Consider the following 25,629-nt stretch of genomic DNA (forward strand, 5'->3'; position numbering starts at 1 on the left):
TAAATATCATGGCACATGCAATTATAAAAGGAATGGTCCGCTACAGGAACCGTATTCCTGCCAGGGGAGCCATCATCATTCTGGAACGAATGGTACAGGTATTTAATGAAGAACGGATGGAGGAAGACTGGGAAGGGGTTTATTTGAATTTCACCCAGACAAACAGGTATGGAGAATTTTACTTTCCCGTCTCTGACAGTACTGTAACCTATCGAATTAAGGTATTTGACAATCATCACGAAGGAGGGATTTCATGAAAAAGGCACTGGTTACCGGAGCTGACGGTTTTATTGGAAGCCATCTGACGCAGGAGCTGGTTACCCGTGGATATCAGGTAAAGGCCTTTGCCTATTATAACTCCTTTGGTACCTTCGGCTGGCTGGATACTCTTCCAGAGCATATAAAGGAAGAAATTGAAATACAAAGCGGAGACATCAGAGATCCAAACGGAGTAAGAGCCGCCGTCTCCGGGGTGGACTGCGTGTTTCACTTAGCTGCACTGATCGCCATCCCATACAGCTATGTATCCCCTGATTCCTATGTGGATACCAATGTGAAGGGAACTTTAAATGTTTTGCAGGCCGCAAGAGGTTGTAATACCGGCAGAGTTTTAATCACCTCCACCTCTGAAGTCTACGGCAGCGCTGATTACGTTCCCATAGATGAATCTCATCCATTAAAAGCCCAGTCTCCTTACTCCGCCACGAAAATAGGTGCAGACCGTCTGGCTGAAGCATTCTACCGGAGCTTTTCTCTTCCTGTCACCATTGTCCGCCCATTTAATACCTTCGGGCCCAGGCAGTCAGCAAGGGCTGTCATTCCCACAATCATCAGCCAGCTTTTAGCAGGTATGGAAGAAATTCATCTTGGAAGCCTTTCCCCCACCAGAGATTTTAACTATGTAAAAGACACAGTTAATGGCTTTATTGAAATTGAAGCCTCGGAACATACCATAGGCGAGGAAATCAACATTGCAAGCGGAACGGAAATCTCAATCGGAGATCTTGCTTTAGAACTGATCCGCCAGATTAATCCAAAAGCCGAAATCCTTTGTGAAAGCGAACGGCTGCGCCCGGATAAAAGCGAAGTGACCAGACTTCTGGGATCAAATGAAAAGCTGAAAGCCCTGACTTTCTGGAAACAGCAATACACCTTATCCCAGGGTCTTGAAGAAACCATACGCTGGATGAAAAATAATTTAAAGCGGTACCGGACAGACCGATACAATATCTAATAAAAACGGCAGGAGGCTCCTTATGATTTCCCTATCTGTGCCTGTTATAAAAGGCAATGAAAAAAAATATATAGATGAGGCGGTTTTAAACGGCTGGGTCTCTGCATCCGGAAGCTATGTAACCAGATTTGAACAGGAAATGGCTGATTATTTAAAGGTGGAAAAAACAGCTGCGGTGCAGAGCGGCACGGCTGCTCTCCATCTGTCTTTACTGCTTTCCGGTGTAAAACCGGGCCAGGAAGTGATCGTCCCCACCCTGACATTTATCGCAGCGGTTAATCCAGTGAAATACGTGGGTGCAGAACCTGTTTTCATGGACTGTGACGACTCGCTGAATATTGATTGTGAAAAATTAGAGAATTTTTTAAAAAAGGAATGTACAAAAACTTCTCTTGGTCTTCGAAATAACCAGTCCAAACGTCTGATCACGGCAATTATAGCTGTTCATATCTTTGGAAATATGGCAGATATGGAGACTCTTGCGAGGCTGGCTGATGAGTATGGTTTAAAGCTGATCGAGGATGCCACAGAAGCACTGGGCACCAAATATACAAAAGGGAGCTTTCATGGGAGATATGCAGGTACCATAGGCGATTTCGGAGCCTATTCTTTTAACGGAAATAAGATCATTACAACCGGCGGCGGTGGTATGGTAACAGCAAGAAAAGATGAAGACGTGAGAAAATGCGCCTATCTGGCAGCCCAGGCAAAGGATGATCCCCTTCGCTATATCCACAATCATATTGGTTTCAATTACCGGATGACCAATCTGCAGGCTGCTCTTGGGGTAGGACAGTTAGAATGTCTGGAGAATTATATTGACATCAAAATAAAGAATTACGACTATTACAGGGAGGCGCTGCAATCATTTCCTGACGCCGAACTGATTCCATTTAATGAAAATGCCAGGAATAACCACTGGTTCTACTCTCTTCTGCTGACCAACAAAAATCTGAAAAAAGATACTCTTATGAAACATCTGAAAGAGGCGGGAATTGAGACAAGACCTGTCTGGAAACTGAACCACACCCAGACCATATATCAGGGCTGCCAGACCTATTATATAGAAAAAGCGCCCTACTATCAAAGACGCATTCTAAATCTGCCCTGCAGTGTTAACTTAACAGAGAAAAATATAGACTTTGTTACGGAAGCCATAAAAAGAAACTGACAACCAGAAGGAGGGATTGGCATGAACGTGGAAAAATTCTTTGTCGGGCCGGACCTTCCAATCAAAGATGCGATCCGGCAGCTGGATGAAACAGCAAAAAAAATTCTGCTGGTTATTCACGACAATAAGCTGGCAGGAGTGATCACAGATGGAGATATACGAAGGTGGATCTTAAAAAATAAAGATTTATCCATGCCGGTCCGCCATATTATGAACCCCTCTCCTATTTTCATCAAAAAAAGCCAATACTCTGATGCTCTGAAAATCATGAGAGAGAAGCAGATTGAAGGGCTTCCCCTGATCAACGACAGCGGCCAGGTCATTGATATACTCTTTTGGAATGAGCTCCAGCCAGATAAGAAAAACACTTTAAGGAAAAAGAAAACTCCGGTTGTTATCATGGCTGGGGGGAAGGGCTCAAGACTCTACCCTTATACAAAAATAATTCCAAAGCCTTTAATTCCCATCGGAGATACACCGATTGTGGAACGGATTATGAATCAGATGATCTCCTATGGATTTACGGAGTTTTATTTCACTGTTAATTACAGGAAGGAATTGATTAAGGCGTATTTTAATGGTGATCATCGCTATCATCTTCACTTTGTAGAGGAAACAAGACCTCTTGGTACCGCAGGCGCCTTAACTCTTGTAAAGGACCAGTTAGCGGGCAGCTTTTTTTTAAGCAACTGCGATATTCTGGTTGATATGAATTATACAAAGCTTCTTCAATACCATAAAAAAAGCAAAAATCAGATCACGGTTGTAACAGCCATGAAAAATTACGAGATTCCTTACGGGGTGATCTCCTTAGATGAAAACGGCTGTATTCAGTCATTAAATGAAAAACCTAATTATGAATTTCTGGTCAGTACAGGTTTCTATGTTCTGGAACAAAATATTTTAAAATATATCCCTGAAGACTCACCATTTGACATGCCGGATCTGATCCGCCTGTGCATGAAAAATGAAGAGAAGGTGGGGGCCTACCCGGTTATGGACAGCACATGGCTTGATATGGGGGAATTTAGTGAAATGAAAAAAATGACAGAGAAAATGAAATTATGAAAAAAAAACTGGTTCTGCTTGGGGGCGGCGGCCATGCAGAAAGTGTGATTGATACCATTCGTTCCAAAGGGGATTATGATATCGAGGGGATCCTGGACAGCGATAAGAGCAGAGGTATGACTGTCTCCGGCATCATGGTACTGGGAACCGATGAACTGCTTCCGGATATTTACCGCAGGGGCATCCGCAGTGCCGTTATTGCTATTGGAAGTATCGGAAACCCTAAGACTAGAATCCGGCTCTTCGAGGAATGCAGAGCCATCGGCTTTCATCTGCCGTGCATCATTGATAAAAGTGCAGTATTATCCCCTGATCTGAAAATGGGTGAAGGGATTTTTATTGGAAAAGGAGCTGTCATTGGTTGTGGAGTCATACTGGGAGACGGCTGCATCATTAACAGCGGATCGATCGTGGAGCACGGGTGTAAGCTTGGCAGTTTTTCCCATGCAGCACCTGGCTGCATTCTCTGCGGAAATACAACTGTCGGGAATCATACCCATATCGGTGCCGGAAGTACAGTAATCCAGAACATTGCCATAGGAAATAATTCCATGATTGGCGCAGGGAGCCTGGTTCTTTGTGATGTTTCTTCCAACAGTCTGGCTTATGGCAGTCCGGTAAGGGAGGTTGGTCGTTATGAATAAGATTATGATAATAGCGGAAGCCGGAGTAAATCATAACGGCAGTCTGGAAATTGCCAGAAAGCTGGTGGATGCCGCATGTGCCGCTGGCGCAGATGCAGTTAAATTTCAGACCTTCTGTGCAGAGCTATTGGCTCTCCCTGATGCAAAAAAAGCAGATTATCAGTCCCGCAATACAGGAAAAAATAACTCCCAATATGAAATGTTAAAGGAACTGGAATTGTCCCGATCGGATTTTACATTTCTCTATCAGTACTGCGCATACCGGAGAATTCAATTCCTCTCCTCTCCATTTGATGAAGAGAGTATGGAATATTTAGACCACCTGGGTATGGAGGTCATTAAAATACCATCCGGAGAGATAACGGACTACAGTTATCTGAAAAAAGCAGCAGAACTAAAAAAGCCGGTAATCTTATCCACCGGAATGTCCACTCCAAAGGAGATCCGGGATGCGTTAAATCTCCTTGATGCAGGGGGACAGGATATTACACTTTTGCACTGTTCCAGCATCTATCCCACTCCTATGGAGGATGTGAATTTAAATGCAATGGTGACTCTGAGAGATACGTTTCACAGAAAGACAGGTTACTCAGACCACACTGCAGGAATTGAGGTTGCGGTGGCTGCGGCTGCTCTGGGTGCCTGCGTCATTGAAAAGCATATGACGCTTGATAAGACCATGCCTGGACCGGACCACAAAATGAGTCTTGAGCCGGACGAATTCAAGCAAATGGCAGATAGTGTGAGAAACATCGAAAAAGCAATGGGAAGCGGAATAAAAGCTCCCGCACAAGAAGAACTTAAAAACCGGGATCAAGTGAGAAAATTTCTTGTTGCTGCAAAGGAGATTAAAAGAGGTGAGCCATATACCATGGAAAATCTCTGTGCCAGACGCTGTTCTTTGGGAATTTCTCCCATGGAACTTCCCCGGATACTGGGCAAACCTGCAGGCAGAGACTATAGAAAGGATGAAATAATCAGGGAATGATCAGACTATGTGTGGTAACAGGGAGCCGGGCTGAATACGGGCTGCTGGTTCCATTAATCCGCAAAATTAAGGAAGACCTGGATTTTAAACTCCAGCTTCTGGTTACCGGAACCCATCTGGATTCCAGGTACGGACTGGATTATCAGACTATGGAACAGGATGGATTTGAAATTGATGAAACAGTGGAAATGAATCTGGCCAGCAATTCTGCCTTTGGTATCTGTAAATCCATGGGTCTGGAGCTGATTGGTCTCTCCAGCGCCTATGAACGGTTAAAACCGGATATGATAGTGCTTCTTGGGGACCGTTATGAGATATTTGCAGCCGCAGGGGCTGCAGTACTATGTAAGATCCCAATCGCCCATATTCACGGGGGAGAGCTGACTCAGGGTGCCTGGGACGATTGTATGCGCCACAGTATTACAAAGATGAGCTATCTTCATTTCACCAGTACCATTGATTACCGAAAACGGGTCATACAGCTGGGGGAATCACCTGACCGGGTATTTAACGTAGGCGCACTTGGCATTGAACGGCTTAAGGCGCTTACATTTCTGTCAAAAGAACAGCTGGAGGAATCTCTCAATACCCCTCTGCATGCCCCTTTTTCCCTTGTCACATACCATCCGGCTACACTGGACCCTTTTTGTGTTACGGACCAGTTTCAGCCTCTTTTAGATGCTCTGGAAGCCTTTCCAGGGCTATTTTCCATATTTACCGGAAGCAACTCCGATGCAGGTGGAAATCAGATCAACGAAATGGCGGTCTCCTATGCCGCAAAGCATCCGGAGCGGGCGTTCTTCGTCGATTCTTTGGGCTCTCTTCGCTATCTAAGCCTGATGAGCATAAGCTGCATTGTAATCGGAAACTCTTCCAGCGGAATCCTGGAAGCCCCTGCTCTTCATGTGCCGTCCGTAGATATCGGTCTCCGGCAAAAAGGCAGAGTAAAACCCGCCTCTGTCATCAGCTGTGACACAAAAGCTGATGACATCTGTGCTGCAATTTCCCAGGCAATGAACTTAAACCTGGAACATCATGTAGCGGATAATCCCTATGATTGCCCCGATACCAGCAAAAAAATCCTCACTCATATTAAAGAAGCCTTTGAGGCGGGCATTCATTTAGAGAAAGAATTCTATGATATGGACTGGAGGATGTAATGTTTCAAAATAAAAGGTTTCTCGCAGTAATACCGGCCAGAAGCGGTTCAAAGGGAATCAGGGATAAGAATATAAAAGAACTGAATGGAAAACCATTAATGGGATATACCATTGATGCCTGCAAAAAAACAGGATTATTCGATGATATCCTTGTGTCAACGGATTCCGGTCTTTATCAGCAGATCGCTGCAAAGCTTGGAGCCACAATTCCGTTTCTCAGACCGTCCCACTTGTCTGGTGATGAAGCTGCTACCAGTGATGTAATCGTACACGCACTCACAGAAATGAAGCGAATTGGGAAGGAATATGATTATTTCATGCTGCTCCAGCCTACATCTCCTCTCAGAGACGAAAAACATATCCTGGAAAGTGTATCGCTCCTGTTTGAGAAACAGGCAGATTCCGTGATCAGTGTCTGTCCTTTTGATTGTATGTGCTATCTGTCTGTTGCTATTACTGAAGGCGGGGAAATAAAAGTTCCAGAATTCTTAAAGAATCAAATAAGAAGACAGGATGTAAAGTCTGGCTTTAGGATCAACGGTGCCATCTACCTTACATCCGTCCCCAGCTATTTAAAATGCAGGAATTTTTACAGCGGGAAAACGTTTCCGTATTTTATGGATCCCATTCATTCCCTGGATATTGATGATATATATGAGTTTTATCTTGCGAAACTGCTTATACAAAATGGTCCGGTTCTCCCGCTGTCATAAGTCCCAGAGCCAGAAGCGCACTCTTTTCCAGCTGGTCGATTGTGGTATATTCACTTGTGGTATGCACCTCATTCATACCGCAGGCAACCACAATGCCCCTGATCCCATTGTGTACAAAATGGTTGTTATCACTCCCCCCCAATGTCTTATGGGTGACCGCTTTTATTCCCATGGCATCGCAGACTTTCTTAAAACGTATCACTACTTCTTCCTCTTCCTTGATTTCATACGCTTCGATCTGCTTTTCATACAAAAGTTTAACGCTACCTCGGCTGCAGACAGCCGCTTCTTCAAAGACCTTTTTTAACTTATCCCATTCTTCCATAGCGCGGCTGTCTCTTAAGCTTCTGATTTCACCAATTAAAGTGCACTCATCGGATACGATATTCCCCTGGACTCCTCCGCTTATCTTTCCGATGTTTACGGTTGTCTCTTTATCTGTCCAGCCCTGTTTTATGCGGGAGATAGCTGCAGCCGCAATCTCTATGGCATTCACTCCCAGCTGGGGACAGAAACCGGCATGGGATTTCTTTCCGATCACGTTGATCTGAAATGATAAAAGAGTGGGGGCCGCAAGCGCTGCATTCCCAATCTCACCGCTTAAATCAAACACGTATGCCTGTCTGGCCTGAATGCGTGAATAATCTGCCAGCTGACTTCCTTTTCCATAGTTTTCTTCCGCAACTGGAAATAAAACTTCAATATCCGGATGGGGGATGTCCTTTTCCTTTATGACACGGACCGCTTCCAGTATTGCCGCAATGCCGGAAAGATCATCTGCTCCCAGCACTGTATCTCCCTCAGAAGTAATTACGCCGTCTTTTCCTTCCACTGCACGCTTTGCGACTCCCGGTCTGACTGTATCCATATGAGCAGAGAAAAGAACCGGCTCCCCAGCCGTATTTCCTTTTAAACAGCCATATAGATTTCCCGCAGGGATCTGGCTTCCATACTCTGCGTTCTGTTCCTTCAGGCAGTTACCCGCATCATCCTCTGTTACTTCAAAGCCCAGATTCTTTAGCTCCTGAGTAAGATAATCTGCTATTTCTCTCTCATGATACGTTTCTGAATCAAATTCCACCATTGTCTTAAATTGGCTGACCAGCCTGTTCCTGTTAATCATTTTTTCACCTGCCTGGGATTATTTTGCATTTATTATATTCTTATTGCCAATAAAAAACAACTGGCAATAAGAATATCTCATAGCCAGCCGTTTTATTAGGCAGATATTATTTGTTTTATTATCCGAACAAAGGAGTGGATAAATACCGGTCACCAGAGTCGGGAAGTAATACCACAATGGTCTTTCCCTGATTCTCAGGTCTTTTTGCTATCAGTTTAGCAGCCTTTAATGCCGCTCCGGAAGAAATACCCACCAGGATTCCTTCTGTAACTGCAAACGTCTTGCCTTCTTTAAATGAATCCTCATTTTCAATAGTAATTACTTCATCGTATACTGCAGTATTGAGTACCTCCGGTACAAATCCTGCTCCGATTCCCTGAATCTTATGTGGTCCTGGTTTTCCACCGCTAAGTACAGGGCTGCTTGCCGGTTCCACTGCAACGATCCTTACATCCGGGTTCTTTTCCTTTAAATATGCTCCGACGCCAGTAACCGTTCCGCCTGTACCTACACCTGCAATAAAGATGTCAACGTTTCCGTCTGTCTGTTCCCATATCTCCGGCCCTGTTGTCTCTTTATGCACTTTTGGATTGGCAGGGTTTACGAACTGTCCTAATATTACGGAGCCTTCTATGGAGGCCTTTAATTCATCTGCTTTTTCTATGGCACCTTTCATTCCCCTGGCACCTTCTGTAAGTACCAGCTCTGCACCATATGCTTTTAAAAGATTTCTTCTTTCCACACTCATGGTATCTGGAAGTGTCAAAATTGTTTTATATCCCTTGGCTGCCGCTACCGCAGCAAGACCAATTCCTGTATTACCGGAAGTTGGTTCAATGATGGTAGCTCCCGGTTTTAAAATCCCTTTTTCCTCTGCATCTTCAATCATGGCTAAAGCAATCCGATCCTTTACTGATCCGGCTGGATTTAAATATTCCAGCTTTGCCAGAAGCGTAACCCCTTCCACTCCTTCAGCTGCACTATAACGGCTAATTTTCAGTATTGGTGTTCCTCCAATGAGTTCTACTGCACTTTCCTTAATTGATCCCATATCCTTAACCTCCATTTTTTGTTATTCATTTATACCTACAGTTTTAATATGTTTATATGATACAATTATATTAAAGCACAATGAGAATTGTGTCAATACCTTTTTCAAAGATTTATAAATTTTTAATTGCAGCTGTTAATTTATTCAGTGCTTCCACGATAACAGACCGGGGACAGGCAATATTGATCCGTTCAAAGCCTTCTCCAACCGGTCCAAACATGGCACCGCTGTCCAGCCACAGACCTGCTTTCTTTACAATCAGATCTTCCCGTTCCTGTTCACTTAGTCCTAATCCCCGGAAATCCAGCCATATGAGGTAAGTTCCATCTGGTTCAATCAATTTAATTTCAGGCAGATTTTCTTTTAAGTAATTGTGCACAAACCGGACATTCTCTTTTAAATACTCAATCAGCTGATCATGCCAGCTCTCCCCATACCGGTATGCAGCTTCACAGGCAGTTAACCCCAAAGCGTTTAACTGGCTGTATCCGGAGGCAGCGATTTCTTTTTTGAATTTACGCCTTAGCTCCGGATTTGAAATAAATATATTCGAGATCTGAAGTCCTGCGACATTAAAAGTTTTACTTGGAGCAGTACAGGTAATCGTACGGTTTCTGAACTTATCACTGATCGCTGCGAACACCTGATGCTCTCCCTTAAACACAAAGTCCTGATGAATCTCATCGCTTACAACGATTATATCAAGGCGCTCACAAATCCCGCCAAGGCGGGTCAGCTCTTTACTGGTCCATACTCTTCCCACCGGATTATGGGGACTGCATAGGAAAAACAGTTTTACCTGATTTTCTGCTGCCTTTTTCTCAAAATCATCCAGATCCATATGATAGATTCCATCTTCGCCCAGATATAAGGTATTATCAACAATCTTTCTGCCGTTATCTTTGATCACTTCACTGAAAGGATAATAAACAGGCTGCTGAATCATGATACCGTCTCCCGGTTTTGTGTATGCTTTCACTGCCATGGCAAGAGCGAAAACCACCCCCGGTGTTTTTACCAGCCAGTTTCTCTCAATGCTCCAGCCGTGGCGGCGCATCATCCAGCCCTTTACTGCATCAAAGTAGGCTTCTTTTCCCTCACTGTATCCGAAAATTCCATGCTCCACACGATCTTTCAGTGCATCAAGCACAGGCTGTGGTACTTTAAAATCCATATCTGCTACCCAGAGCGGCAGGATTCCTTCCGGCTTTCCTCTCTCAGCTGCAAAATCATATTTAATACAGCTTGTATTAATTCTGTCTATCCGTTCATCAAAATCAATTCGTTCTTTACTCATGAAATACCCGCTCCAATTCATTTATTAAGTCCTGTACATCCTCAATTCCTACCGAAAGTCTTAAGATCCGGTCTGTGATCCCATTGGCAGCCAGAACAGCCGCCGGTACATCTGCATGAGTCTGAGTGATTGGATAGGTAATCAGTGTTTCCACACCTCCAAGACTCTCTGCAAACCGGATCAGACGTACACTCTTTAATATCCTGTGGGCAAGCTCCTTTGACTCCACTTCAAAGGTCACCATACACCCAAAGCCTTCCGCCTGTTTCTTACAGATCTCATGTCCCGGATGGTCCGAAAAACCAGGATAATAAATCTTCTTCACTTTTTTCTCATTTTTCAGCCACTCCACCAGATCTTTGGCATTCTTCTCAGCCTGCTTCATACGGACAGCCAGAGTCTTGATTCCCCGCAGAATCAGCCAGCTGTCAAAGGGAGCCAGTCCGGAACCCACTGTTTTTATAATAAAGCGAAGTCTTTCGGCTATATCAGCAGAAGAAGTCACAAGAAAACCTGCTATGGTATCGTTATGTCCTCCCAGATACTTGGTTCCGCTGTGAACCACCAGGTCTGCTCCCAGTTTTAAAGGATTCTGAAAATAAGGAGACATAAACGTATTATCTACAATCAGGAGAATCCCATGTTTTCTGGTGATTTTAGCAATCTCCTCAATGTCAGTCACATTCATCATGGGGTTGGTAGGTGTTTCAATGAAAACAGCCCTTGTATTTTTATCAATCAGTTCTTCTACTTTATGGTAAGAGGAATTGGAACAGTCCACGGAGTCTATAATTATACCGTTCTTTTTGCTGATATTATCAAACAGCCGGATACTTCCTCCATACAGATCACAGTCAGTAATAATATGGTCACCCGGTGCAAACAGCTCCATAAGTGCAGTAATGGCTGCCATTCCGCTGGAAAACGCCAGAGCATCCACGCCATATTCCAAAGAAGCCACAATCTTCTCCAAATGTTCCCTTGTGGGGTTCTGCAGGCGGCTGTAATCGTATCCGGTTCCCTCTCCCACTCCTTTATGAGCGAAGGTGGCAGTCTGATAAATGGGAAAACTGATTGCTCCGGATTGATCAACCAAATTCTCAGCTCCGTCACCATATAAACATTTTGTTGAAATTCCATAATTCATGTTTTTCACCGCTTTCTATATTTTCTTATAAAACCTGCTTTTCAAACTTCTTCAGCTCAGCTATATACTTTTCTCCCAGAATGCTGAGCGGCATTTTTTTCTTTTTAATATAACCAATCCGCATCCGGTCGCTGGTATGAAGGGGGATGGCACGGTATTCATCCCCATTTAAATCCTCGCAGATAATACCGGAACAAAGGGTGTATCCGTTTAATCCCACCATCAGATTCAATAAGGTCGCTCTGTCATCTGCCTTAATGATCTGTTTGTATTCATAAGTACTGAATACCTCTTCAGCAAGGTAGAATGCATTATTGGTTCCCTGCTCAAAAGAGAGACATGGATACTGTTTTAAATCTTCAAATTCAATCAGCTCTTTCTTTGCCAGAGGATTTCCTTTCCAGAGATATACATAGATTCTGCATTGAAACAGCTCTGCAAATTCTAATTCACTGCTGTGAAACAGCTTTTCCATGGACTTTTGATTAAAATCATTCAGGTAAAGAATCCCCAATTCACTTTTTTGATTCTTCACATGTTCGATTACATCGTAGGTTCTGGTTTCGTGAACCGCAAACTCATAATCATCCATGCCAAATTCTTTCGCCATATGAATAAATGCCTGTACTGCAAAGGTATAATGCTGCATGGACACGCTGAATTTCTTCTTGAATTTTTCTTTTTTCACAAACCGTTCTTCCATCTGCCGGTGCTGCTCCAGCATCTGTCTGGCATATCCCAGAAATTCTTCCCCCTCGGGAGTAATCACAATTCCCCGGTTAGATCGTAAAAACAGCTGAAGTCCGATCTCTTCCTCCAGATCCCGGATGGTACTGGATAAGCTGGGCTGAGTAATGAATAATTCCGCAGCTGCTTTATTCATGGATTTCTGGTTTGCAATACATATGGCATAACGAAGCTGCTGTAATGTCATAAGTCCTCCTTTTTATTTGCCTGTGCAAAAGCTGCCATATAATCTATGGCAGCCTGCATATAGTCTGATTCAGTTATTTTACCGCCTGGAATGCTTCTTCCAGATCTTCAATAATATCCGATGCATGTTCCGTACCAATGGAAAGGCGGATGGTGTTTGGCTTGATTCCGGAATTCTCCAGTTCTTCCTCTGTCATCTGAGAGTGAGTGGTGGAGGCTGGATGGATTACTAAAGATTTCACATCTGCAACATTGGCAAGAAGAGAGAACAATTCCAGCTGGTCAATGAAGTCTTTGGCTTTTCTCGCATCTCCCTTGATTTCGAAGGTAAAAATAGATCCTCCTCCATTGGGGAAATACTTAGCATACAATTCTTTCTGGCTCTCCTCTTCCGCTACTGATGGATGATGAACCTTTTCCACCTGTGGATGATTCTTTAAATACTGCACAACCTTCAGCGCATTTTCTACATGACGCTCTACTCTTAAAGACAAGGTCTCAAGTCCCTGTAAAAAGACAAATGCGTGGATTGGAGATAAGCAGGCTCCTGTATCCCGAAGTAAAATCGCACGGATCTTTGTCACATAAGCTGCCGGACCGGCCGCCTTTGTAAAGCTGACTCCATGGTAGCTTGGGTTTGGATCAGACAGTGATGGGAACTTACCGGATGCCTCCCAATCAAATTTCCCGCTGTCAATGATCACACCGCCAATGCTGGTTCCATGGCCTCCGATGAATTTCGTTGCGGAGTGTACTACAATATCAGCACCATACTCGATCGGTCTTACCAGATATGGCGTTGCAAAGGTATTGTCTACAATCAGCGGAATTTTATGTGCATGAGCAATTCTGGCAAACTGCTCAATGTCCACCACATCAGAATTGGGGTTTCCCAGTGTCTCGATGAAGATCAGTTTGGTATTTTCCTGAATGGCAGCTTCCACTTCTTCGTAATTAAATGGGTCCACAAAGGTTGTGGTAATACCATAATCCGGAAGTGTATGCTCCAGCAGGTTATAGGTACCGCCGTAAATGTTCTTGGCTGCTACTACATGATCTCCGTTCTTTGCAAGGTTCTCAATGGAATAAGTAACTGCAGCTGCTCCGGAAGCTGTAGCAAGTGCTGCCAAACCGCCCTCTAATGCTGCAATTCTCCGTTCAAATACATCCTGGGTCGGATTGGTCAGTCTGCCATAAATATTGCCTGCATCAGTCAGATTAAATCTTGCTGCAGCATGATCGCTGTTATGGAACACATAGGAAGAGCTCTGATAAATAGGTACTGCTCTGGCATCTGTCACGGAATCTGCCTCTTCCTGGCCCACGTGTAACTGTAATGTCTCAAATTTAAGGTCTCTCTCTGCTCTGGTCTTCTTGCTCATATCCTGTCCTCCTATGGGTAATATACATTTTATCGTCTCTTGTTGAGTGCTATTATACAAGGTTTTACAGATCTGTGTTAATATTTATTATTATTATCTGGTTATAGAAAAAACCTATAACCAGTTTTCTCCATTCTGTATTTACATCTGTTGAGACAGAAGTTTATCCAGTTCCTCATTCAGCTTGTCCTTCATAAGGATAAGCGTCTCTTCCCCTGGTAGGTATTTATCACTGTAAAGCTCTTCCATGGAAAGCTTCCAGACCGGGCCTGGAGTTGGGGTATCACTTAAAATTCTGGGGAAAATGTGCCAGTGCATATGAGTAAAATTACCACTTCCCAAAAGCTCGTAATTGAGTTTATCCGGCTTAAATGCATGGTAAACTGCCTCTGCGGTCAAAGCCATCTCCTGTAGAAACCGATTGCGAAATTCCTTTTCCAGATCATGCAGTTCCGATGCATGTTCCTTACATAAAAAAAGAGTATATCCCTGAAATCTCTGATAATCCCCCAGCACCACATATCCTGTCTCCAGTTCCTTTACAAAATACGGGTTTCTGCCTTCTTTAATAAGCTGAATCCGGTCGCACACTCCGCACATAGCCGCTCCTTTCCTGTTATCCGCTTTTTCATACATTTCATCTTCTGATATTATACAACACTTCCGCCTATCGCACACTATTTTTTTGATTCCTTGCTTATCCATCATATCTTATCGGCTTTGGAATATATATATACAAAAATGCAAAAGGAAAAACCTGCCTATGAACGAACATTATCCATTTGTGAATCCACCGCTTCCCTATGCATACGACTCACTTGAACCTTATATTGATTCCCAGACCATGTACATTCATCATGACAGGCAGCTTCAAAGATATGTGGTGGAACTCAACACGATCCTGCGGGATTATCCGGAGCTGCAGAATATGTCCCTGGAAGAGCTGCTGACTAACACAGAAAGTCTCCCGGAAGAAATCCGCCAGTCCATCATCAATTACGGGGGGGGCGTTTACAATCATATTATCTACTTTAACGGAATGATCAATTCCCAGGAGCGTACACAGGCTGAAACACTCTATCCTATTATATTAAGAGATTTTGGTTCAGTGGAGAATTTTTTCAATGAATATAAAAGAAAAGCACTTTCTGTTTTTGGTTCCGGATATGCATGGCTGGTTGTTGATTCAAACGGAAAATTAACAATTGTAACGACTCCCAATCAAAACACTCCTATATCCTTTGGATTTTGTGTGATCTCCGCCATGGATGTCTGGGAGCACGCTTATTTTCTGCAGCGTTTCAATGACAGAGCTGCATATATAGAAGACTGGTTTCATGTCATAAACTGGAAGCAGGCAGATGATCGGTATAAACAATGTATGGGGATTGAAGATGAAGAAACAACCGGACAGGAATATCAAATTGTCTGATTTACATACGTTTTTACTCTTCTACAACTTTTCTACATAATCAACTGGTATATTAAGCCTTGTTACAGATATTATTCTTTTACAAAATTTTCTCATGCAGGAGCCGTTGCAGAATATGTGAGATATCACTTATCCTGCAACGGCTCCTCCTCTAATGAATTTCGATCCAATATCTTTGTTCCATGATGCCATCCACTAAAATCTCATTTTCTAAGATACCGCCATTATTCTGTATGCTTTTCGCAGAACCTATGTTTTTTTTATCACATACCATTAAAACTTTATCTAATCCAATCTTTTTGCACTCCCTGAGGGCAAGTTCAATCATTTTAGTTGCAATTCCTTTTTTTCTTTCCGAAGGCCGTACACCATCTCCAATATGTCCTCCATTTAATAGCAGAGATTCATTCAGATAATGCCTGATATTAACAGCTCCAACAAACAGATCTCTCTCTTCATCCAGGCAAAAATATGTTGAATAAGGTACAAACCCTTCATTTTCTTCACTGTCTGCCATACTAAGTATGTAATTATTAAAATCATGATAATCGAGTCTGGCAATTGCATATGGAACAATTTTTTCCCCTGAGGCGTACCATTCTTCCATCATATTATTCAAATGCATTTTATATTTCTGTTCTAATTTCACCAATTGAAGTTTCAACGTTTTATTCCTCCATGAATCTGAATTTTTTATATTATACAAGAAACTATTTTAACTATCAAATGAATTATTTAACTGACCCATGCCTTTTAAATGTTTTAAGGTATAATATGATGGTTTTAACATATACATAACAGAGGTGATATTATGGGTTATTGTTGCGATTTATTATTTATTACTACATTAGCTTGTCAAATAGCAGACTGCCTAAATGATAATGAATTATCCATATTAGCAGCTGACATTGATGTATTAAGTGATTCACTAAGTGCAATTGCTGTCAGACGTTCAATTTGTAATACAAGTACAGACAATACTATTCCACTAAATACAACCGCATGTTCCGATGAATCCAACGAAATATGTTAGTTAAATATCAGTTTTGTTAATTAACTCGTTCTATTTTGAGCACAAAAAACTACCAGCTTATACTGATAGTTTTAATTTATTTATTCATATTTGTTTTTATTAGCCCACATTTATTTTTCTCGTCTTATAATTTCCATTGGCGGCTCTATTTCATTTGCCAGCGTATGCTCAGTAAGCTCTGAAAGAATTTTAAGCTTTTTATTTACAATCAGTCGCATGCAATTGGGCAAGTGCTCTTGGTGTGCTCTGTGAATAGCTACACATTCTTTACAATTCCCGTGATATCTGCAAACCTTTTTGCATGAACAATGATCCTTTTCTTTATACTCTTCCCGAAATTGTGCCGCAAATTCTTCCTGAAGTCTTAAGCCTTCTTCCCTATTTCCTTGATGAAAAGCTTTCATAGCTTCTTTCTCTTTCTCATTTTCTTCTATAATCATAATGATTCCACCTTTATAAATCTCTTTTTGATTATAATTTTAACTCAAATACTAATAACTATCAATATTAGGTTTTCAATGTACCATCTCCTTTCACAATCTATCCAGATCTATCAAACCCCCGTCACATTTCCTCTATATACTAATACTTGTAAAGAAGATCACGTCTGCCGGCTCAGGCTAAGTATGCCACTGACCAGCTGCTTTAAAATACAGATTTTAATTATGCATTAGGAGTTAAAATTTTCTTGCTTTTAGACAAAACATCCATAATAATTGACAAAAGAATTTTAGCTATTATAACGCATTTTTTAACTCATCATGTAAAAAGAGGAGCCGCCCAAAGCGAACTCCTCTTTTCTATATCAAATGGTATTTCCCCTTGAAAAATCAAGGTTTTATCATTAGAATTTACCTGCGTTAGCACTTTCCTCAATGCCTACAGCTACAGCTACAGTAGCGCCTACCATTGGGTTGTTACCCATACCGATCAGACCCATCATCTCTACGTGAGCCGGAACGGAAGAGGAACCTGCGAACTGAGCGTCAGAGTGCATACGTCCCATGGTGTCTGTCATACCGTAGGAAGCAGGACCTGCTGCCATGTTGTCTGGGTGAAGGGTACGTCCTGTACCGCCGCCGGAAGCTACGGAGAAGTAATTTTTGCCCTTTTCGTTACATTCCTTCTTGTAGGTTCCTGCAACCGGATGCTGGAATCTGGTTGGGTTGGTGGAGTTACCTGTGATGGAAACGTCAACGCCTTCCTTCCACATGATAGCAACACCTTCTGTTACGTCGTTAGCGCCGTAGCAGTTAACTTTTGCTCTTAAACCTTCTGAATAGGATTTTCTGAACAGTTCTTTTACTTCTCCTGTATAGTAATCCATCTCAGTTTCTACATATGTAAATCCATTGATTCTGGAAATGATCTGAGCTGCATCTTTTCCCAAACCGTTTAAGATAACACGCAGTGGTTTCTGACGTACTTTGTTTGCCTTCTCTGCAATACCAATAGCACCTTCTGCTGCTGCAAAGGACTCATGACCTGCCAGGAAACAGAAGCAGTCTGTATTCTCTTCCAGAAGCATCTTTCCAAGATTACCATGACCAATACCTACTTTACGCTGATCTGCAACGGAGCCTGGAATACAGAAAGCCTGAAGGCCTTCACCAATTGCTGCTGCTGCATCTGCTGCTTTTCTGCATCCTTTTTTGATTGCAATCGCTGCGCCTACGGTGTAAGCCCAACAAGCATTTTCGAAACAGATAGGCTGGATCTTCTTCACCTGTTCGTAAACATCCAGACCTGCATCTTTTGTAATCTTTTCCGCTTCTTCGATGGAAGCGATGCCATAGCTGTTTAAAACAGAATTGATTTTGTCAACTCTTCTCTCATATGATTCAAATAAAGCCATTATCTTGTCCTCCTTATTATTGGCCAAATCTCTTCGCTTTCATAACCGGATACCGGCAGGCTTTCGCCGACCGATTATTCGTGTCTTGGGTCAATGATCTTTGCAGCTTCCGCTACACGGCCGTACTGTCCTTTTGCCTTTTCCCAGGCAGTATTAGGATCATCACCCTTCTTGATGAAGTCAGTCATCTTGCCAAGGCTTACGAACTGATATCCGATGATCTGATCTTCCTCATCCAGAGCGATTCCGGTTACATAGCCTTCTGCCATTTCCAGATAGCGAGGACCTTTCTTTAATGTTCCATACATGGTACCAACCTGGGAACGAAGACCTTTTCCTAAATCTTCCAGTCCCGCACCAACCGGAAGTCCGTCTTCTGAGAATGCACTCTGAGTTCTTCCGTATGCAATCTGTAAGAATAATTCTCTCATTGCTGTATTAATGGCATCACAAACAAGATCTGTATTCAATGCCTCTAAAACGGTCAATCCTGGCAGAATTTCGGCTGCCATAGCAGCGGAGTGTGTCATACCGGAGCATCCGATTGTTTCCACCAATGCTTCCTGAATAATACCCTCTTTTACGTTAAGAGTCAGCTTGCATGCGCCCTGCTGGGGAGCACACCAGCCAACACCATGTGTCAGACCGGAGATATCTTTAACTTCTTTTGATTTTACCCATTTTGCTTCTTCTGGGATTGGAGCAGCGCCGTGATGAACGCCCTGTGCTACTGTGCACATCTCTTCTACTTCATGTGAATAAATCATGTTAAAACTCCTTTCAAATAAGTAATCATCATGAAAAGTACTTTGTTAATTATATCACATCATACTTGATATCATTTTCTCATATTATGTCGAATTCCGCAAGTGTTTTTTAGGACATACAAGCCAATGGCCGAATAGAGGAACCAACCCGTTTCCTCTATTCGGCCGACTGGCGTACTGATTACTGTATCACTCTTCTTACCGACAATATGGTACGATAGGTAGCCGTACCAACCTTGATGCCGGTAGCGGGAGAACTTGCATGAACAATCTGACCATTCCCGATATAGATCCCGATATGACCTGCATAGCAGATTAAATCTCCAGGCTGGGCATCAGAATAAGAGACTTCGGTTCCTGCAGAGCGCTGCTCGGAAGAACTTCTGGGCAGTGAATAACCGAAATGCCTGTACACAGACTGCACAAATCCGGAGCAGTCTGCTCCATTGGTCAGGCTGGTTCCTCCAAACACATAGGGGTTACCCACAAACTGCAGACCGTAATCTGCAACCGTCCTTCCCTGGGCAGTTCCGCCGCTGCTTTTTGACGCATTAGGACCGGAATATTTATTATTTTTGCTGGAACTGCGGCCTCCGGTATTAGAGGCAGCCTTTTTCCTTGCATCCTCTTCTGCTTTTTTTCTCGCCTGTTCTGCAGCTATTTTTCTCGCTTCCTCTTCCTTTGCCTTACGGATCTCTTCATTCTTTTTCGCTACCGTCTGAGCATAGAGATCGGCATCCTTTTTAGCCGTTGCCAGCTGGCTGTCAAAATTGCTGACTTCCTTTTTCTTGGTTGCAATGAGAGTTTCCAGCTGTTTCTTCTGATCCTTATACTCTAACTCCATCACTTCCATCTCATTCTTGTCCTCTTCCAGATCAGACTTATAATCCGCCACCTGCTGCTTCGTCTCCTGGAATTTCACAAGCATCTTCCGGTCATATGTATAGATACCTTCCACATATTCTGCTTTATTAAGCAGATCTGACATATCCTTTACCTGAAGAAAAATATCCAGATATTGTGTATCACCCTTCTCATACATATACTGGATTCTTTTTTTCATGGCTATATACTGCTTTTCTTCTTCTTTTTTCGCTTCCTGGTAATCCGATTCCGCCTGTTTGATTTCCTTCTCCTTATTTGCCATATCGGTTTCCAATATTTTAATATCTGATAAGATAGCAGTTAAATCTTGAGTAAGTTTAGACACCTGATTCTGCGCAGCACTTTTTTTATTTTCCGCTTCCTGCGCCTTTTTATTAGCCTCATTCAGTTTCTTTTGGGCTTCCTGCTTTTCCTTTTCTGCCTTTGATGTCGCAAAGACCGGAACAGTCTGTGTGCAGACCATGGCACTTACCATTACACCACAAAAAAGTCTGCGAAGTAATCTCGCATATTTATAATATATAATCTGTACTTTTCGTTTCATCGTCAGTTCCTTTGCATTTTTTATCTTTAACCTACCTCTATGTTAACGTAAACAGAGGGTAAAATTCAAGTCCAAATTATAAATTTACAAAAAAAATTTCTCCTGATACCCATCAAGCCTCCTGGATACGATGATAAAACACAGGAAGAACAAAATCCCTTTCAGGATACTGGATATGGAAAAAGCCCACCAGATTCCGTCGAGTCCGAGAGCTGTACTGCCTAAAAACATGGCGAGAGGAATCCTGGCTGAAGTAAATACAATGCTGATTACTGAGCTTAATAAAGTCTTTCCAAGCCCCGATAACGCACCTACCGTAGTAAGTTCCACACACATGAACATCTGGCTGACTCCCAGAATAACCAGATATCGCACTCCCATTGGAATCACATCTGCCTCATGTATGAACAGACCGAATATCTGCTTCGGGAAAGCAATCAGCAGAAAGGTACAAAATAATCCCCAGAAAAACATCACTGCTGCTGCAGTAAAATATCCTTTTTTCACTCTTGTGTACTGCTTCGCTCCATAATTTTGGCCCACAAAAGAATTAATGGCACCTGCAAATCCATCTGCAGTCATCCACGAGATGGATTCAATCTGCCCTCCTACACGGAGAACCGCCACAGCCGTATCGCCGAATTCAGCCACAAACCGGGTGATGATCATGGAAATACTGGTATAAATTAAATTTTGAACAGAAGCCGGGAATCCAATCCTGATCATGGATTTCATATAATCTGCCGGGACCTTCTTAATAAGCCGTACCTTATCAAATACCAGTCTGTCTTTGCGGACTGCATTTAAAAATACGAGAGTGACAACAGCCTGGGCTATTACCGTGGCTGCTGCTGCCCCACTGACTCCAAAACCTTTCACCGGCCCTGCTCCGAAAATCAAAAAAGGATCCAGAATCATGTTCAAAACCATTCCTATTGTATTCGCCTTTAAAGGGGTTCTGCTGTCCCCCATGGCAGTGAGTATACCAGTCAGTATCACATTCATAAAGGAGAATACAATCAAACCACAGGTTATCCTTAAATACGCCCGGGCATTCTCCATAATCAGCCTGTCACTCAGGCCAAAAAATCCGATCAGCGGTTTCGCCCCAAATACGCATAAAGCTCCAAAGAGTACAGAAAACAGAAGCCCAAGCTGAAGGGCTCCTGATGCATAAACTGCTGCCTCCTCCTTCCGGTCTCCTCCAAGGGCATGGGCAACCTTTACCTGTCCGCCCATTTTAGCCAGCGCCACAACTCCCTGAGAAAGCCAGACATACATTCCACCTGCTCCCACCGCCGCCACCGCCGGCGCACCTGCAATGCCGATCCATGCCATATCTGTCAGATTATAAGCCATCTGAATCAGTGCGGAGATCATGATTGGAAACGCCAGCTCCGTCAAAGAAGTAAATATATGTCCTTTTAGTAAATCAACTTTTTTATTCATCTATTGTTTCTCCGTTTCAAAAGGGCTGCCGGCTTAGCGGCAGCCCTTTTCTGTTCGGATTAATCCCTGGCAGAAAGATATTCGTCAATTCCTCTTGCGCCGGCACGTCCGGCTTCCATGGCCAGAATTACAGTTGCAGCTCCTGTCACTGCATCTCCTCCGGCATATACACCTTCCTTGCTTGTCTTTCCTGTAGATTCCTCTGCAATGATACATCTGCGCTTATTAATATCCAGTCCCCTGGTGGTATTGGATATTAAAGGATTGGGGGATGTTCCCAGTGACATGATGACAGTATCTACATCAATGACAAATTCAGATCCTTTTACCTCTACAGGTCTTCTTCTGCCGGAAGCATCCGGTTCTCCAAGTTCCATTCTGATACATTTCATTCCGCTTACCCAGCCCTTCTCATCAGTGAGAATCTCAACTGGATTCGTCAGAAGATCAAATATAATTCCTTCTTCTTTTGCGTGATGTACTTCCTCCACTCTGGCAGGAAGTTCCGCCTCACTTCGTCTGTAGACAATATGCACCTCAGCACCAAGACGGAGAGCGGTTCTCGCTGCATCCATCGCAACGTTTCCGCCGCCAACAACTGCCACCTTATTGCCTGCTACGATGGGAGTGTCGTAATCATCGCGGAATGCTTTCATTAGATTGCTTCTGGTTAAGTACTCATTGGCAGAGAACACACCATTGGCATTCTCTCCCGGAATTCCCATAAACATAGGAAGTCCGGCTCCTGAGCCGATAAATACGGCCTGGAATCCTTCTTCATCGAAAAGTTCATCTATCGTCACAGATTTTCCTACAATCACATTGGTTTCAATCTTAACGCCCAGCTTCCTCACATTGTCGATCTCCGGTTGTACCACGCCTTCTTTTGGGAGACGGAATTCCGGAATACCGTAAGTAAGTACACCTCCCGGCTCATGAAGAGCTTCAAATATGGTAACTTCGTATCCCAGCTTTGCAAGATCGCCTGCACAGGTAAGGCCGGAAGGACCGGAGCCGATCACTGCCACCTTCTTGCCGTTGGTCTTTTCAGGTGCCTCCGGTACAATTCCATGCTCTCTTGACCAATCTGCAACAAATCGCTCCAGCTTGCCGATAGAAACCGGTTCTCCCTTAATTCCGCGGATACACTGTCCTTCACACTGGCTTTCCTGTGGACATACACGTCCGCATACAGCAGGAAGCGCGGAGGATTTTGCAATCACTTTTGCAGCTTCCTCGATATTGCCCTGTTCCACTTCCTTAATAAAGCCTGGAATATTAATGGATACCGGGCAGCCCTTTACGCACTTGGGATTTTTGCACTGAATACAGCGGCTGGCTTCTTCTCTGGCTTCTTCTTCATTATATCCAAGACAAACCTCTTCAAAGTTTGTTGCTCTCACTTTAGGATCCTGTTCTCTGACTGGTACTTTCTTTAAAATGTCCATTAGTTGTCACCTCCACACTGTCCGCAGCCGCCATGATGAGTATCGCCTTCCCGGGACTTTAATATCGCACGTCCCTCTTCGCTCTTATACATCATCTGACGCTTCATGGCTTCGTCAAAATTCACTTTATGACCGTCGAATTCCGGTCCATCCACACAGGCAAATTTGACTTCGTCCCCTACAGTAATACGGCAGGCTCCGCACATTCCAGTTCCGTCTACCATAACAGGGTTTAAGCTGACAATCGTAGGTATACCCAGTTCCTTTGTCATAAGACAGGTAAATTTCATCATAATCATGGGGCCGATGGCAACGCAGACATCATATTGTTTTCCCTGATTTACCACCAGATCCTTAATTACCTCGGTAACCATTCCTTTTCTTTCGTAGGAACCGTCATCAGTCGTTACATATAAATTGCCGGCCTGTTCTCTCATGGCATCTTCCAGAATCAATAAATCCTTTGTCTTTGCACCCATGATAACATCAACGGATATTCCGTGTTCCTTCATCCATTTCACCTGAGGATATACAGGAGCAGTTCCCACACCGCCGGCTACGAATAAATACTTTCTTTTCTTTACTTCTTCTAAATCTTCAGTTACAAATTCCGATGCGTTGCCCAAAGGTCCTACTACATCCTCAAAGCTGTCTCCTGTCTTTAAATCGGCCATCTTTTCCGTGCTGGCACCCACTGTCTGAAATACTATGGTAATGGTTCCCATATCACGATTATAGTCACAGATTGTAAGCGGAATCCGCTCTCCTCTGTCATCCATCTTTACGATAACAAATTCTCCAGGCTGGCAGGCTTTGGCAATCCGGGGTGCTTCCACATCCATCAGATAGATCTTGTCAGCTAACATCTCTGCTTTTAAAATCCTGTACATCTTCTTCCTCCTAATGTCTTCGTGAATAAACTATGCACCGTTCCTGAAAGCCTTCCTGACAATCAGGTGAAATGGTACTCGGTTTATCTTATCATTTTTAAGGGTCAAAGACAATATGAATCGATAAATATCATTACTTTTTTATCGATTGACCCGTTCTTTTGTACATGCGGAACGTATAACACAAATCAAAGTATGTCTGTTCTTCACTTTCTGCAGTCATCTCCCAGCATGGATCCTTATCCAGATCCGGGAATTGGGTATCGGCGCTGTAAGTGTAATCAATAAACGTCACATGAGCTGTATTACAATAAGGAAGAAACTGCTCATAGATACTTTGTCCGCCAATAACGAAACATTCTTTTTCCGGATATTTTTTAAGTTCTTCCATCACCTCTGACATACTGTGGCAGATCACGGCACCCTTTACCTTATAATCGGGATTTCTGGAAAGTACGATGTTGATTCTTCCATATAACGGCTGTTTACCCGGAAGGCTCTCTAATGTCTTGCGGCCCATAATGATGACTTTTAAAAGAGTTTCCTCCCTAAACATTCGTTTATCTTCCGGTATGGATACCAAAAGCTGTCCATGGTTTCCGATGGACCAGTTTTTATCTGCTGCAACAATTAAATTCATAAGCCTGTCCACCTTTTATTCTTCCTCTGCAAGGATCAGTTCTTTTGCGTAGGGTAACTCCTCGATCCAGCTGCATAAGGTATGCCATTCTTTTAATTTGTGCCCTCTTCTTGCAAAATAGATATTGATTAAAGATTCATAATTTAATGTGCAGGTGCGCATCTGGTTGTAACTGGAGGGCAGAAGCTGGATCATATCATACCAGTCTTCTTTATTTTTTGTCTTAATATAGCGCAGACGGATCTTTTCCAGTTCTTCCACAACCGTTCCCATAAAAGCAAGCGTTCCTTCTGTCATATGATCATGGCTGAAGTCCTCAATATCAAATGATTTTGAATGAATCTTATGCATGGTGCTTGTGGAATTGGCTACAGTAGATACTTTATAAGTATCGTATTCCTTCCACCAGTATAAGGGTGCCGTTACATCTACGGAGACAAAAATCTGGCGTATAAACTTTCTATGGTCGCTGCCGGCCTTTCTTAAGCGTCTGGCAAGTCCCAGATCGTTTGGTCCAAGTATGTATTCGCCTTGCTCATTGTATTCACTATCCATACGGTCCCAACTGTTCATGGGGTTTCTTGCACCACGAATGGCATTTTCTATATTCATAACACTGGTTCTTTCACACTTTAACATGGTATCTTCCTTTCTAACTGCGGATTCCCTGTTTCATAGTCCCATCCATTATAAAACAAAACATTTGTTTCGTCCATTCCTTTATTACTGAATTATACAGAGCGGTGGGATTTAGACTTACATAAATTACAATAAA

The 25,629-nt window shown here is 43.0% G+C and carries 27 protein-coding genes; 10 read left to right on the forward strand and 17 right to left on the reverse strand.

What is annotated here, in order from left to right; all coding sequences use genetic code 11:
• Positions 1–8 precede the first annotated feature (8 nt).
• From RZO55_RS03445 to RZO55_RS03480, 8 genes are read left to right on the forward strand one after another with little or no spacing between them, the layout of a single operon-like run.
• On the forward strand, positions 9–257 hold the full coding sequence (locus RZO55_RS03445) for a hypothetical protein (RefSeq protein WP_318062887.1): 249 nt from the start codon (positions 9–11) through the stop codon (positions 255–257).
• On the forward strand, positions 254–1,234 hold the full coding sequence (locus RZO55_RS03450; RefSeq protein WP_318062888.1) for an NAD-dependent 4,6-dehydratase LegB: 981 nt from the start codon (positions 254–256) through the stop codon (positions 1,232–1,234). The genes RZO55_RS03445 and RZO55_RS03450 overlap by 4 nt, the downstream gene beginning before the upstream one ends.
• 22 nt (positions 1,235–1,256) lie before the next feature.
• Complete coding sequence (locus RZO55_RS03455) at positions 1,257–2,405, forward strand: LegC family aminotransferase (protein ID WP_318062889.1); 1,149 nt, start codon at positions 1,257–1,259, stop codon at positions 2,403–2,405.
• A 21-nt stretch (positions 2,406–2,426) separates the two neighbouring features.
• A complete protein-coding gene (locus tag RZO55_RS03460; RefSeq protein WP_318062890.1) occupies positions 2,427–3,473 on the forward strand; it encodes a nucleotidyltransferase family protein in 1,047 nt (348 codons plus the stop codon).
• Complete coding sequence (locus RZO55_RS03465; RefSeq protein WP_318062891.1) at positions 3,470–4,117, forward strand: acetyltransferase; 648 nt, start codon at positions 3,470–3,472, stop codon at positions 4,115–4,117. The genes RZO55_RS03460 and RZO55_RS03465 overlap by 4 nt, the downstream gene beginning before the upstream one ends.
• Positions 4,110–5,105 (forward strand): N-acetylneuraminate synthase, encoded by a 996-nt coding sequence (neuB, locus tag RZO55_RS03470; protein ID WP_318062892.1) that lies wholly within the window; start codon positions 4,110–4,112, stop codon positions 5,103–5,105. The genes RZO55_RS03465 and neuB overlap by 8 nt, the downstream gene beginning before the upstream one ends.
• Positions 5,102–6,265 carry a UDP-N-acetylglucosamine 2-epimerase gene (gene neuC / locus RZO55_RS03475; protein WP_318062893.1) on the forward strand — a complete coding sequence of 388 codons (1,164 nt, stop codon included), beginning with the start codon at positions 5,102–5,104 and terminating at the stop codon, positions 6,263–6,265. The genes neuB and neuC overlap by 4 nt, the downstream gene beginning before the upstream one ends.
• On the forward strand, positions 6,265–6,978 hold the full coding sequence (locus RZO55_RS03480) for an acylneuraminate cytidylyltransferase family protein (protein WP_318062894.1): 714 nt from the start codon (positions 6,265–6,267) through the stop codon (positions 6,976–6,978). Before neuC ends, RZO55_RS03480 begins: the two co-directional genes overlap by 1 nt.
• Here the strand turns inward: RZO55_RS03480 and RZO55_RS03485 are convergent.
• The 7 genes from RZO55_RS03485 to RZO55_RS03515 all read right to left on the reverse strand — a co-directional run bounded on the left by RZO55_RS03485 (position 6,944) and on the right by RZO55_RS03515 (position 14,547).
• On the reverse strand, positions 6,944–8,101 hold the full coding sequence (locus tag RZO55_RS03485) for a M20/M25/M40 family metallo-hydrolase (protein WP_318062895.1): 1,158 nt from the start codon (positions 8,099–8,101) through the stop codon (positions 6,944–6,946). The two genes, RZO55_RS03480 and RZO55_RS03485, sit on opposite strands and share 35 nt — an antisense overlap.
• 118 nt (positions 8,102–8,219) lie before the next feature.
• On the reverse strand, positions 8,220–9,152 hold the full coding sequence (gene cysK / locus RZO55_RS03490; protein ID WP_318062896.1) for a cysteine synthase A: 933 nt from the start codon (positions 9,150–9,152) through the stop codon (positions 8,220–8,222).
• A 112-nt stretch (positions 9,153–9,264) separates the two neighbouring features.
• Positions 9,265–10,449 carry a MalY/PatB family protein gene (locus RZO55_RS03495; RefSeq protein ID WP_318062897.1) on the reverse strand — a complete coding sequence of 395 codons (1,185 nt, stop codon included), beginning with the start codon at positions 10,447–10,449 and terminating at the stop codon, positions 9,265–9,267.
• Positions 10,442–11,596: a trans-sulfuration enzyme family protein gene (locus RZO55_RS03500; RefSeq protein WP_318062951.1), complete on the reverse strand. Its 1,155-nt coding sequence runs from the start codon at positions 11,594–11,596 to the stop codon at positions 10,442–10,444. Before RZO55_RS03500 ends, RZO55_RS03495 begins: the two co-directional genes overlap by 8 nt.
• A gap of 25 nt (positions 11,597–11,621) precedes the next feature.
• Entirely contained in the window at positions 11,622–12,530 is a 909-nt protein-coding gene (locus RZO55_RS03505) for a LysR family transcriptional regulator (protein WP_318062898.1), read from the reverse strand.
• A 73-nt stretch (positions 12,531–12,603) separates the two neighbouring features.
• Positions 12,604–13,911 carry an O-acetylhomoserine aminocarboxypropyltransferase/cysteine synthase family protein gene (locus RZO55_RS03510; protein WP_318062899.1) on the reverse strand — a complete coding sequence of 436 codons (1,308 nt, stop codon included), beginning with the start codon at positions 13,909–13,911 and terminating at the stop codon, positions 12,604–12,606.
• A gap of 141 nt (positions 13,912–14,052) precedes the next feature.
• Positions 14,053–14,547, reverse strand: a complete 495-nt coding sequence (locus RZO55_RS03515) for an HIT family protein (RefSeq protein ID WP_336624253.1) — start codon at positions 14,545–14,547, stop codon at positions 14,053–14,055.
• Positions 14,548–14,674: 127 nt separating this feature from the next.
• Here RZO55_RS03515 and RZO55_RS03520 point away from each other — a divergent pair, with 127 nt between their 5' ends.
• Positions 14,675–15,343: a superoxide dismutase gene (locus RZO55_RS03520; RefSeq protein ID WP_318062900.1), complete on the forward strand. Its 669-nt coding sequence runs from the start codon at positions 14,675–14,677 to the stop codon at positions 15,341–15,343.
• 151 nt (positions 15,344–15,494) lie between these two features.
• Here the strand turns inward: RZO55_RS03520 and RZO55_RS03525 are convergent, their stop codons facing one another.
• Entirely contained in the window at positions 15,495–16,007 is a 513-nt protein-coding gene (locus RZO55_RS03525) for a GNAT family N-acetyltransferase (RefSeq protein WP_318062901.1), read from the reverse strand.
• Positions 16,008–16,154: 147 nt separating this feature from the next.
• Here RZO55_RS03525 and RZO55_RS25860 point away from each other — a divergent pair, with 147 nt between their 5' ends.
• Positions 16,155–16,376: a DUF6774 domain-containing protein gene (locus tag RZO55_RS25860; protein ID WP_369293191.1), complete on the forward strand. Its 222-nt coding sequence runs from the start codon at positions 16,155–16,157 to the stop codon at positions 16,374–16,376.
• 110 nt (positions 16,377–16,486) lie between these two features.
• Here RZO55_RS25860 and RZO55_RS03530 read toward each other — a convergent pair whose 3' ends face one another.
• The 9 genes from RZO55_RS03530 to RZO55_RS03570 all read right to left on the reverse strand — a co-directional run bounded on the left by RZO55_RS03530 (position 16,487) and on the right by RZO55_RS03570 (position 25,493).
• Complete coding sequence (locus tag RZO55_RS03530) at positions 16,487–16,816, reverse strand: LPS biosynthesis protein (RefSeq protein ID WP_318062902.1); 330 nt, start codon at positions 16,814–16,816, stop codon at positions 16,487–16,489.
• Positions 16,817–17,220: 404 nt separating this feature from the next.
• Positions 17,221–18,231, reverse strand: a complete 1,011-nt coding sequence (locus RZO55_RS03535; protein WP_318062903.1) for a GGGtGRT protein — start codon at positions 18,229–18,231, stop codon at positions 17,221–17,223.
• Between the two features lie 74 nt (positions 18,232–18,305).
• Positions 18,306–18,998: an iron-sulfur cluster assembly scaffold protein gene (locus RZO55_RS03540; RefSeq protein ID WP_097003839.1), complete on the reverse strand. Its 693-nt coding sequence runs from the start codon at positions 18,996–18,998 to the stop codon at positions 18,306–18,308.
• A 181-nt stretch (positions 18,999–19,179) separates the two neighbouring features.
• Positions 19,180–20,427, reverse strand: coding sequence for a C40 family peptidase (locus tag RZO55_RS03545; RefSeq protein WP_318062904.1), 1,248 nt, complete (start codon positions 20,425–20,427; stop codon positions 19,180–19,182).
• An 84-nt stretch (positions 20,428–20,511) separates the two neighbouring features.
• Positions 20,512–21,876: an MATE family efflux transporter gene (locus RZO55_RS03550; RefSeq protein WP_318062905.1), complete on the reverse strand. Its 1,365-nt coding sequence runs from the start codon at positions 21,874–21,876 to the stop codon at positions 20,512–20,514.
• Positions 21,877–21,935: 59 nt separating this feature from the next.
• A complete protein-coding gene (gene gltA / locus RZO55_RS03555; protein WP_318062906.1) occupies positions 21,936–23,324 on the reverse strand; it encodes an NADPH-dependent glutamate synthase in 1,389 nt (462 codons plus the stop codon).
• Positions 23,324–24,214, reverse strand: a complete 891-nt coding sequence (locus RZO55_RS03560; protein ID WP_318062907.1) for a sulfide/dihydroorotate dehydrogenase-like FAD/NAD-binding protein — start codon at positions 24,212–24,214, stop codon at positions 23,324–23,326. The genes gltA and RZO55_RS03560 overlap by 1 nt, the downstream gene beginning before the upstream one ends.
• A gap of 133 nt (positions 24,215–24,347) precedes the next feature.
• A complete protein-coding gene (locus tag RZO55_RS03565; RefSeq protein WP_318062908.1) occupies positions 24,348–24,854 on the reverse strand; it encodes a dihydrofolate reductase in 507 nt (168 codons plus the stop codon).
• Between the two features lie 15 nt (positions 24,855–24,869).
• The gene (locus RZO55_RS03570; protein ID WP_318062909.1) at positions 24,870–25,493 is read right to left on the reverse strand and encodes a hypothetical protein; all 624 of its coding nucleotides are present in this window, start codon (positions 25,491–25,493) and stop codon (positions 24,870–24,872) included.
• Positions 25,494–25,629: the final 136 nt, after the last annotated feature.

The sequence above is a fragment of the Clostridium boliviensis genome (assembly GCF_033342255.1).
In the GTDB taxonomy this organism is placed as follows: domain Bacteria; phylum Bacillota; class Clostridia; order Lachnospirales; family Lachnospiraceae; genus Lacrimispora; species Lacrimispora boliviensis.

Excerpts from the sequence above, each read along its gene's own strand:
- RZO55_RS03560 (WP_318062907.1), bottom strand. The coding sequence starts at position 24,214 with ATGTACAGGATTTTAAAAGCAGAGATGTTAGCTGACAAGATCTATCTG.
- RZO55_RS03530 (WP_318062902.1), bottom strand. The coding sequence starts at position 16,816 with ATGATTATAGAAGAAAATGAGAAAGAGAAAGAAGCTATGAAAGCTTTT.
- RZO55_RS03510 (WP_318062899.1), bottom strand. The coding sequence starts at position 13,911 with ATGAGCAAGAAGACCAGAGCAGAGAGAGACCTTAAATTTGAGACATTA.
- RZO55_RS03500 (WP_318062951.1), bottom strand. The coding sequence starts at position 11,596 with ATGAATTATGGAATTTCAACAAAATGTTTATATGGTGACGGAGCTGAG.
- RZO55_RS03565 (WP_318062908.1), bottom strand. The coding sequence starts at position 24,854 with ATGAATTTAATTGTTGCAGCAGATAAAAACTGGTCCATCGGAAACCAT.
- RZO55_RS25860 (WP_369293191.1), top strand. The coding sequence starts at position 16,155 with ATGGGTTATTGTTGCGATTTATTATTTATTACTACATTAGCTTGTCAA.
- RZO55_RS03450 (WP_318062888.1), top strand. The coding sequence starts at position 254 with ATGAAAAAGGCACTGGTTACCGGAGCTGACGGTTTTATTGGAAGCCAT.
- neuC (WP_318062893.1), top strand. The coding sequence starts at position 5,102 with ATGATCAGACTATGTGTGGTAACAGGGAGCCGGGCTGAATACGGGCTG.
- RZO55_RS03485 (WP_318062895.1), bottom strand. The coding sequence starts at position 8,101 with ATGATTAACAGGAACAGGCTGGTCAGCCAATTTAAGACAATGGTGGAA.
- RZO55_RS03505 (WP_318062898.1), bottom strand. The coding sequence starts at position 12,530 with ATGACATTACAGCAGCTTCGTTATGCCATATGTATTGCAAACCAGAAA.
- RZO55_RS03455 (WP_318062889.1), top strand. The coding sequence starts at position 1,257 with ATGATTTCCCTATCTGTGCCTGTTATAAAAGGCAATGAAAAAAAATAT.
- neuB (WP_318062892.1), top strand. The coding sequence starts at position 4,110 with ATGAATAAGATTATGATAATAGCGGAAGCCGGAGTAAATCATAACGGC.
- RZO55_RS03520 (WP_318062900.1), top strand. The coding sequence starts at position 14,675 with ATGAACGAACATTATCCATTTGTGAATCCACCGCTTCCCTATGCATAC.
- RZO55_RS03480 (WP_318062894.1), top strand. The coding sequence starts at position 6,265 with ATGTTTCAAAATAAAAGGTTTCTCGCAGTAATACCGGCCAGAAGCGGT.
- RZO55_RS03495 (WP_318062897.1), bottom strand. The coding sequence starts at position 10,449 with ATGAGTAAAGAACGAATTGATTTTGATGAACGGATAGACAGAATTAAT.
- RZO55_RS03445 (WP_318062887.1), top strand. The coding sequence starts at position 9 with ATGGCACATGCAATTATAAAAGGAATGGTCCGCTACAGGAACCGTATT.
- RZO55_RS03545 (WP_318062904.1), bottom strand. The coding sequence starts at position 20,427 with ATGAAACGAAAAGTACAGATTATATATTATAAATATGCGAGATTACTT.
- RZO55_RS03550 (WP_318062905.1), bottom strand. The coding sequence starts at position 21,876 with ATGAATAAAAAAGTTGATTTACTAAAAGGACATATATTTACTTCTTTG.
- RZO55_RS03540 (WP_097003839.1), bottom strand. The coding sequence starts at position 18,998 with ATGATTTATTCACATGAAGTAGAAGAGATGTGCACAGTAGCACAGGGC.
- RZO55_RS03535 (WP_318062903.1), bottom strand. The coding sequence starts at position 18,231 with ATGGCTTTATTTGAATCATATGAGAGAAGAGTTGACAAAATCAATTCT.
- cysK (WP_318062896.1), bottom strand. The coding sequence starts at position 9,152 with ATGGGATCAATTAAGGAAAGTGCAGTAGAACTCATTGGAGGAACACCA.
- RZO55_RS03570 (WP_318062909.1), bottom strand. The coding sequence starts at position 25,493 with ATGTTAAAGTGTGAAAGAACCAGTGTTATGAATATAGAAAATGCCATT.
- RZO55_RS03460 (WP_318062890.1), top strand. The coding sequence starts at position 2,427 with ATGAACGTGGAAAAATTCTTTGTCGGGCCGGACCTTCCAATCAAAGAT.
- gltA (WP_318062906.1), bottom strand. The coding sequence starts at position 23,324 with ATGGACATTTTAAAGAAAGTACCAGTCAGAGAACAGGATCCTAAAGTG.
- RZO55_RS03515 (WP_336624253.1), bottom strand. The coding sequence starts at position 14,547 with ATGTATGAAAAAGCGGATAACAGGAAAGGAGCGGCTATGTGCGGAGTG.
- RZO55_RS03465 (WP_318062891.1), top strand. The coding sequence starts at position 3,470 with ATGAAAAAAAAACTGGTTCTGCTTGGGGGCGGCGGCCATGCAGAAAGT.